We start from the raw sequence: 7249 nt of genomic DNA on the forward strand, positions 1-7249 counted from the left end.
GATCGAACCCATGCAACTCTCTGCCCTTACCGCCCTCTCCCCCGTCGACGGTCGCTATGCCGACAAGGCCGCGGCCCTTCGTGAACACTTCAGCGAGTTCGGCCTGATCCGGGCCCGGGTCACCGTCGAGATCCGCTGGCTGCAGGCCCTGGCCGGTCACGCCCAGATCACCGAGGTGCCGCCGCTTTCCGCCGAGGCGGTGGCCTTCCTGGAGGCCCTGGTCCGCGACTTCTCGGTGGCCGACGCCAAGCGCATCAAGGAGATCGAGCGCACCACCAACCACGACGTCAAGGCGGTGGAGTACTTCATCAAGGAGAAGATCGAGGGCCAGCCGGAGCTGCACGCCATCACCGAGTTCGTGCACTTCGCCTGCACCAGCGAGGACATCAACAACCTCTCCCACGCCCTGATGCTCAAGGGCGGCCTGGCCGAGCTGCTGCCGGTGATGCGTCGGGTCGCCGACGAGGTGGCACGCCTGGCCGAGGCCCACGCCGACCAGCCGATGCTGTCGCGCACCCATGGCCAGACCGCCAGCCCCACCACCCTCGGCAAGGAGATGGCCAACGTCGCCTACCGCCTGCGTCGCCAGCTCGCGCAGATCGAAAGCGTCGAACTGCTGGGCAAGATCAACGGCGCCGTGGGCAACTACAACGCCCACCTGGCCACCTACCCGGAGATCGACTGGGAGGCCCACGCCAAGGCCTTCGTGGAAGGGCTGGAGCTGACCTTCAACCCCTACACCACCCAGATCGAGCCCCACGACTACATCGCCGAGCTGTTCGATGCCGTGTGCCGCTTCAACACCATCCTGATCGACTTCGACCGGGACGTCTGGGGCTATATCTCCCTGGGCTACTTCAAGCAGCGCACCGTGGCCGGCGAGATCGGCTCCTCCACCATGCCCCACAAGGTCAACCCCATCGACTTCGAGAACTCCGAAGGCAACCTGGGGCTGGCCAATGCGGTGCTCGGCCACCTGGCCCAGAAGCTGCCCATCTCCCGCTGGCAGCGCGACCTCACCGACTCCACGGTGCTGCGCAACCTGGGCATGGGCCTGGCCTACGGTCTGATCGCCTACCAGGCGACCCTCAAGGGCATCGGCAAGCTGGAGGCCAACCCGGCGCGCCTGGCGGAAGACCTGGACGCCAGCTGGGAAGTGCTCGCCGAGCCGATCCAGACCGTGATGCGCCGCTACGGCATCGAGAAGCCCTACGAGAAGCTCAAGGAGCTGACTCGCGGCAAGCGCATCGATCAGGCCGGCTTCGCCGCCTTTATCGATACCCTGGCGCTGCCCGACGCGGTCAAGGCCGAGCTCAAGGCCCTGACCCCGGCCGGCTATATCGGCAATGCCGTCGAGCAGACGCGCAAGCTCTAAGCTGGAAGCTGGAAGCTGGAAGCTGGAAGCTGGAAGCTGGAAGCTGGAAGCTGGAAGCCAGCCTGCCGCCTCCGGTCATAGGAGCCAGGGGCGGCTTCCAGCTTCACGCTATGGTCCGGTTGCTCATCCACCCCATTCGAGTCCCAGGATCCTTATGTCGACCGATACGCCACTGCCCATGCTCGGCGGCCTTAGTGCCGCCGACTTCCTGCGCGACTACTGGCAACGGAAACCGCTGCTGATTCGCGGCGCCTTCGCCGACTTCGCGTGCCCCCTGACCCCGGACGAGCTGGCCGGCCTGGCCTGCGAGCCTGGCGTCGAGGCGCGCCTGGTGGAAGAGCGCGGCCCCCAGGGCCCCTGGCAGGTCAGCCACGGTCCCTTCGACGAGGCCACCTTCGCCAGGCTCCCCGAGCAGGAGTGGACCCTGCTGGTCCAGGCGGTGGATCACTATGTCCCCCAGGTCGCCGAACTCCTCGAGGCCTTCGCCTTCCTGCCCCGCTGGCGCCTGGACGACATCATGATCAGCTACGCCCCCCCGGGCGGCAGCGTCGGCCCCCATGTCGACCAGTACGATGTCTTCCTGCTCCAGGGCAGCGGCCAGCGCCGCTGGCAGCTGGGCGGACGCGTCCCCGACGACGCTCCCATCCTCGACGGCATCGATCTGCGCATCCTCGAGCGCTTCGAGGTCACGCCGGGGGAAGACTGGGTCCTGGAGCCAGGCGATATGCTCTATGTGCCACCGGGCTGGGCCCACCACGGCGTCAGCCAGTCCGACGACTGCATGACCCTCTCGGTGGGCTTCCGGGCGCTCTCCGCCGACGAGGCGGTGACCTCCTTCGCCGACTACCTGGGGGAACAGCTGCCCGCCTCGCTACGCTACGGCGATGCCGGCATGACGCCCCCCGCCGATCCCGGTGAACTCGACGAGGCGGCACTCGAGCGCATGCGCCGGCTGATCCTCGACACCCTCGACGACCCCGAGCAGCTGGCCCAGTGGTTCGGCCGGGTGATGACCCAGCCAAAGTACGTGGATCAGCTGGTGCCCCAGGAAACGCCGCTGGCCGCCGACGAGCTTGTCGCCGAACTACAGGAAGGCGCCTGGCTGGAGCGCAGCCTGGGCTCCCGCTTCGCCTGGCGCCGGGAGAACGACGGCCGAACCACCCTCTTCGTGGATGGCGACGGCCTGGCCTGTGACGCCGACCTGGCCCGCACCCTAGCCTCCCCCACCCCGCTGGATGCCCGGGTCCTGACCTACCCCGGCGCCGCCTCCCTGCTGGTCGAGCTGCTCAATCGCGGCAGCCTCGCCTGGCCCCTGGACGAGGCGGCATTCGATGATGAGGAGACTGACCATGAGTGATGCCATCACCATTCGCCAGGGCGACTGGGAAGAGCTCGGCGATGCTGCCGGCCCCATCCGCCACCAGGTCTTCGTGGTGGAGCAGCAGGTGCCCGAGGAGGAGGAGTGGGACGGCCGCGACGCCATCAGCCTGCACTTCGTGGCCTACCGGGACGGCGTGGCGGTGGGCGCCGCCCGCCTGCTGCCGGATGCCCATATCGGTCGGGTGGCGGTGCTCGCCGAGGCCCGCGGCCAGGGCGTCGGCCAGCGCCTGGTAGCCGCCGCGGTGGAAGCCGCCCGCATCCAGGGCCACCCCAGCGTGGAGCTCTCCGCCCAGCTGCATGCCCTGCCCTTCTACGAGCAACTCGGCTTCGAAGCCTACGGCGACGACTTCCTCGACGCCGGCATTCCGCACCGCAATATGCGCCTCTCCCTGGTGGAGTGAGCGTGGATCGAACTTCCACACCCCACCTATCCAAACGGAAAGTCACTACACATCGAGGGCCATCCCCGGCCCTCATGTAGTCATACTACAACCCCTTCTCCCCCTAAGTGTTCATTGTTGAGCCCAGCATTCATGGGCCATAGTGCTTAGCAAGCCAGTCAAAAAACGTTCGTTTGATAATGACCCTGTAGTCAGAGATTAAACATTCGTTTAAAACCGGCAAAACCTTCGACCAAGGCAGCAGAGACAAACCGCCGGCGCTGGTCGATCCTGAAAGCACTTCGCAGGTGCAGCATAGCTCGACACCTGTGGGTCCCCGGCGAAGGCTCGATACCACTGAGGAAGGAAGGCCCCATGTCATACCAAGACGATATCAAGGCACTGACCCAACTGCGCGAAGCCATGGGTAGCGGCTGGGCGAGCATCAGCCCCGAGAATGCCGCCCGCCTGCGTGCCCAGAACCGTTTCAAGACCGGCCTGGACATCGCCAAGTACACCGCCAAGATCATGCGTGAGGACATGGCCGCCTATGACGCCGACAGTGCTAAGTACACCCAGTCCCTGGGCTGCTGGCACGGCTTCATCGGTCAGCAGAAGCTGATCTCCATCAAGAAGCACTTCGGCACCACCAAGCGCCGCTACCTCTACCTCTCCGGCTGGATGGTCGCCGCCCTGCGCTCCGAGTTCGGCCCCCTGCCCGATCAGTCCATGCATGAGAAGACCAGCGTGGCCGGGCTGATCGACGAGCTCTACACCTTCCTGCGCCAGGCCGATGCCTGGGAGCTCAACCACCTGTTCCGCGCCCTGGAAGAGGCCAAGGCCGCCGGCAACGCCACCAAGGTGGCCGAGCTCGAGGCCCAGATCGACAATCACGAGACCCATGTGGTGCCGATCATCGCCGACATCGACGCCGGTTTCGGCAATGCCGAGGCGACTTACCTGCTGGCCAAGAAGATGATCGAAGCGGGCGCCTGCTGCATCCAGATCGAGAACCAGGTCTCCGACGAGAAGCAGTGCGGCCACCAGGATGGCAAGGTCACCGTGCCCCACGAGGACTTCCTGGCCAAGATCAATGCCGTGCGCTACGCCTTCCTGGAGCTGGGCGTGGACGATGGCGTCATCGTCGCTCGCACCGACTCCCTGGGCGCCGGCCTGACCCAGAAGATCGCCGTGACCAAGGAGCCCGGCGACCTGGGCGACCAGTACAACGCCTTCCTGGACGGCGACGAGATCACCTCAGCCTCCGATATCGACAACGGCGACGTGGTCATCAAGCAGAACGGCAAGCTGGTCAAGGTCAAGCGTCTGGCCTCCGGCCTCTACCAGTTCAAGCCGGGCACCGGCGAGGACCGGGTGGTGCTGGACTGCATCACCAGCCTGCAGAACGGCGCCGACCTGCTGTGGATCGAGACCGAGAAGCCCCACGTCGGCCAGATCGCCGGCATGGTGAACCGTATCCGCCAGGTGGTGCCGGACGCCAAGCTGGTCTACAACAACTCGCCCTCCTTCAACTGGACCCTGAACTTCCGTCAGCAGGTGTTCGATGCCTGGGAAGCCGAGGGCAAGGACGTCAGCGCCTACGACCGCGCCAACCTGATGAGCGCCGAGTACGACGCCACCGAACTGGGCCGCCTGGCCGACCAGTGGACCCAGAACTTCCAGCGCGATGCGGCTCGAGAGGCGGGGATCTTCCACCACCTGATCACCCTGCCCACCTACCACACCGCGGCCCTGTCCACCGACAACCTGGCCAAGGGCTACTTCGGCGACGAAGGCATGCTGGCCTATGTGGCCGGGGTCCAGCGCCGCGAGATCCGCGAGGGCATCGCCACCGTCAAGCACCAGGACATGGCCGGCTCCAATATCGGCGACGACCACAAGGAGTTCTTCCACGGCGATGCGGCCCTCAAGGCCGGTGGCAAGGACAACACCATGAATCAGTTCTGATCATGGCACTGCGGTGAAACTGGAAGTTGGGGAGGCCTAGGCCTCCCCTTTTTTTGGTCTATCGCACTCTGGCGTGAATACCATGTGGGAGTAAAGCGACCCGGTTATGCCGGCAAAGCCAGCTCCTGCAATCGCTTGCCCGAGCTTGGCCATGCCAGGGATTCACGCTGATCTGCGATAAACCCTTTTTTATTCCTTCCCCGTCCTTTCCTGCCCGTCTCCCGACCACGATATCGCGTCGGGCTTCTCTCCTTATCACCGGCTTTCCTTCCGTCCTATCACCCTCGATCTCCCTTGTCCTCCAGGTTGGCTTGTGGATTTATTTCCCCGCTCATCGCCGCCCCTTTCCTCGACCGAGAAAGGGAGGCTTCGTCGTGGTTTCTTTCCTCTTTTCGGGGGCAGGGGCAAGGGGCAGGGACAAGGGCGGCACCAGGGCAGCAAGGGGCAAGGGCGGCACCAGGGCGGCAAGGGACAAGGGCGGCACCAGGGCGGCAAGGGACAAGGGCGGCACCAGGGCGAAGGGGCAAGGGGCAAGGGGCAAGGGGCAAGGGGCAAGGGGCAAGGCAGCAGGATCATCAACGGCCAGCGCCCTGGCTGACCAATAAAAACCGCCCCCTTGCCGGTGGCAAGGGGGCGGTGAGTCGGACCACGCCGGGGGGGGGTTACTCCTCGTCGACGGCGGCCATGCGGGTCTCCCCGGCATGGACTTCTTCCCAGGCCTCGTCGAGGGTGTAGCCCATGCGGGTATCGATGGTATCGATTACCTCGAGGGCATCCTGCAGGGATTCATGCTTGCCCTTCAGGGCCACCACCAGCCTGGCCAGGTCCTTCTTGCTGAAGCTGCTGGCGATAAGGTCGGCTTGTTGGCTCAGTTCGGTGCAGTTCATATGTCATTCCTCTTGTAAGGTCATCACTGCCCTGGAAGCATCCATCTCGGGCAGCCATCTCCGATGGTGATCTGGTGCCTTAGCTACTCTTTCCGGGCCGGGTAAGCGCCCGGTACTGCAACTGCGATGGGTCACAAGCTTGGAAAGACCTTCGCCTCTGGCGCCCGGATCAAAGGGAAAGGCGCCTCGGTCGTAGCTTCGATTCGTTCAGGGAGTCCGGGTAGCGACCCCCTGAACCAAACCGTGATTTCACTATGGTGCAGTGCAAGAAATCCCTCAATGCGCCATTGGCCGCAGCACCGGTTGTAGTCGAACTACATCGGCACTCATTCGGAGGGTAAAAAGGTAATTGACTTACGGGAGGAGGAAGAATCGGCGAATAAGCCACGGCTTGGCGACAGGGCTGACGGGCGTCAACCGCCGAAGATTTGACGCTATCTCGGCCCGGGGTACAAGCCCTCCTGCGACCAATGTCCGAGGACTTTCATATTCCTTGGGCGATTTGGGGCTAGAATGAGCGGCACATGACCGGCCAATGCTGGTCAAAGCTCCAGAGCTTGGATAGACTCCAGTTATAAAACAGCGTTTGCTAACTCGGCAGTCCGGCCGGCCCCCACGATGGGTGGCTTAGCAACACAACTCCAGGAGGTTCACCATGAAACGTCTTCTTCCCATCATCGCCATTGGCGCCCTGACGCTGGCCGGCTGCGCCAATACCGCCCCCTATGGCGGCAACGTCTATCGCGGCAGCCAGGCCCAGACCGCCCAGAGCGTCACCTTCGGCACCATCACTGCCCTGCGTCAGGTGCAGATCCAGGCCGATAGCCCCAGCGGCAATCTGGTCGGTACCGTGGGCGGCGGCGTGATCGGTGGCATGCTGGGTCGCCAGGTGGGCGGTGGTTCCGGTCGCCAGCTGGCCACCGCTGCCGGTGCCATCGGCGGCGCCGTGGCCGGCTCGCGCATCGAGGATTCCGTCAACCGTACCGCCGGCTGGGAGATCGAGGTGCGCAAGGACAATGGCCAGAGCGTGGTCGTCGTCCAGAAGGCCGACCAGGCCTTCCAGGTCGGTCAGCGGGTCCGCCTGATCGGCAGTGGAGCCAATATGAGCGTGGCTCCCTACTGAGTCAGCCAGCACCCTGCGCTAACGCAAACGCCCGCGGGCCCGGCCGCGGGGGGGGGGGGGTGGGCGGTTTCTTTGGGCCCACCGGTGGGGGGGGGCCGGGGCCCCCCCGCGCCCCCTCGTGTGGCGTGGCCCGGTC

6 protein-coding genes are annotated in these 7249 nt (G+C 65.0%); 5 read left to right on the top strand and 1 reads right to left on the bottom strand.

Going from position 1 to position 7249, the window contains the following annotated elements; genetic code table 11:
* Positions 1-10: 10 nt before the first annotated feature.
* From purB to IHD13_RS14370, 4 genes are all read left to right on the top strand, one after another.
* A complete protein-coding gene (gene purB, locus IHD13_RS14355; RefSeq protein WP_195861715.1) occupies positions 11-1375 on the top strand; it encodes an adenylosuccinate lyase in 1365 nt (454 codons plus the stop codon).
* A 154-nt stretch (positions 1376-1529) separates the two neighbouring features.
* Positions 1530-2732, top strand: coding sequence for a cupin domain-containing protein (locus IHD13_RS14360; RefSeq protein ID WP_195861716.1), 1203 nt, complete (start codon positions 1530-1532; stop codon positions 2730-2732).
* Complete coding sequence (locus IHD13_RS14365) at positions 2725-3156, top strand: GNAT family N-acetyltransferase (RefSeq protein ID WP_195861717.1); 432 nt, start codon at positions 2725-2727, stop codon at positions 3154-3156. The genes IHD13_RS14360 and IHD13_RS14365 overlap by 8 nt, the downstream gene beginning before the upstream one ends.
* 354 nt (positions 3157-3510) lie before the next feature.
* Positions 3511-5103 (top strand): isocitrate lyase, encoded by a 1593-nt coding sequence (locus IHD13_RS14370; RefSeq protein WP_195861718.1) that lies wholly within the window; start codon positions 3511-3513, stop codon positions 5101-5103.
* Positions 5104-5765: 662 nt separating this feature from the next.
* Here IHD13_RS14370 and IHD13_RS14375 read toward each other — a convergent pair.
* Positions 5766-5990 (bottom strand): hypothetical protein, encoded by a 225-nt coding sequence (locus tag IHD13_RS14375; protein WP_195861719.1) that lies wholly within the window; start codon positions 5988-5990, stop codon positions 5766-5768.
* Positions 5991-6645: 655 nt separating this feature from the next.
* On the opposite strand from IHD13_RS14375, the gene IHD13_RS14380 reads away from it, so the two are divergent.
* Positions 6646-7113 (top strand): glycine zipper 2TM domain-containing protein, encoded by a 468-nt coding sequence (locus IHD13_RS14380; RefSeq protein WP_195861720.1) that lies wholly within the window; start codon positions 6646-6648, stop codon positions 7111-7113.
* The last annotated feature ends 136 nt before the right edge of the window (positions 7114-7249 follow it).

Origin of the sequence: Halomonas sp. 328 (assembly GCF_015645095.1) — a bacterium.
In the GTDB taxonomy this organism is placed as follows: domain Bacteria; phylum Pseudomonadota; class Gammaproteobacteria; order Pseudomonadales; family Halomonadaceae; genus Bisbaumannia.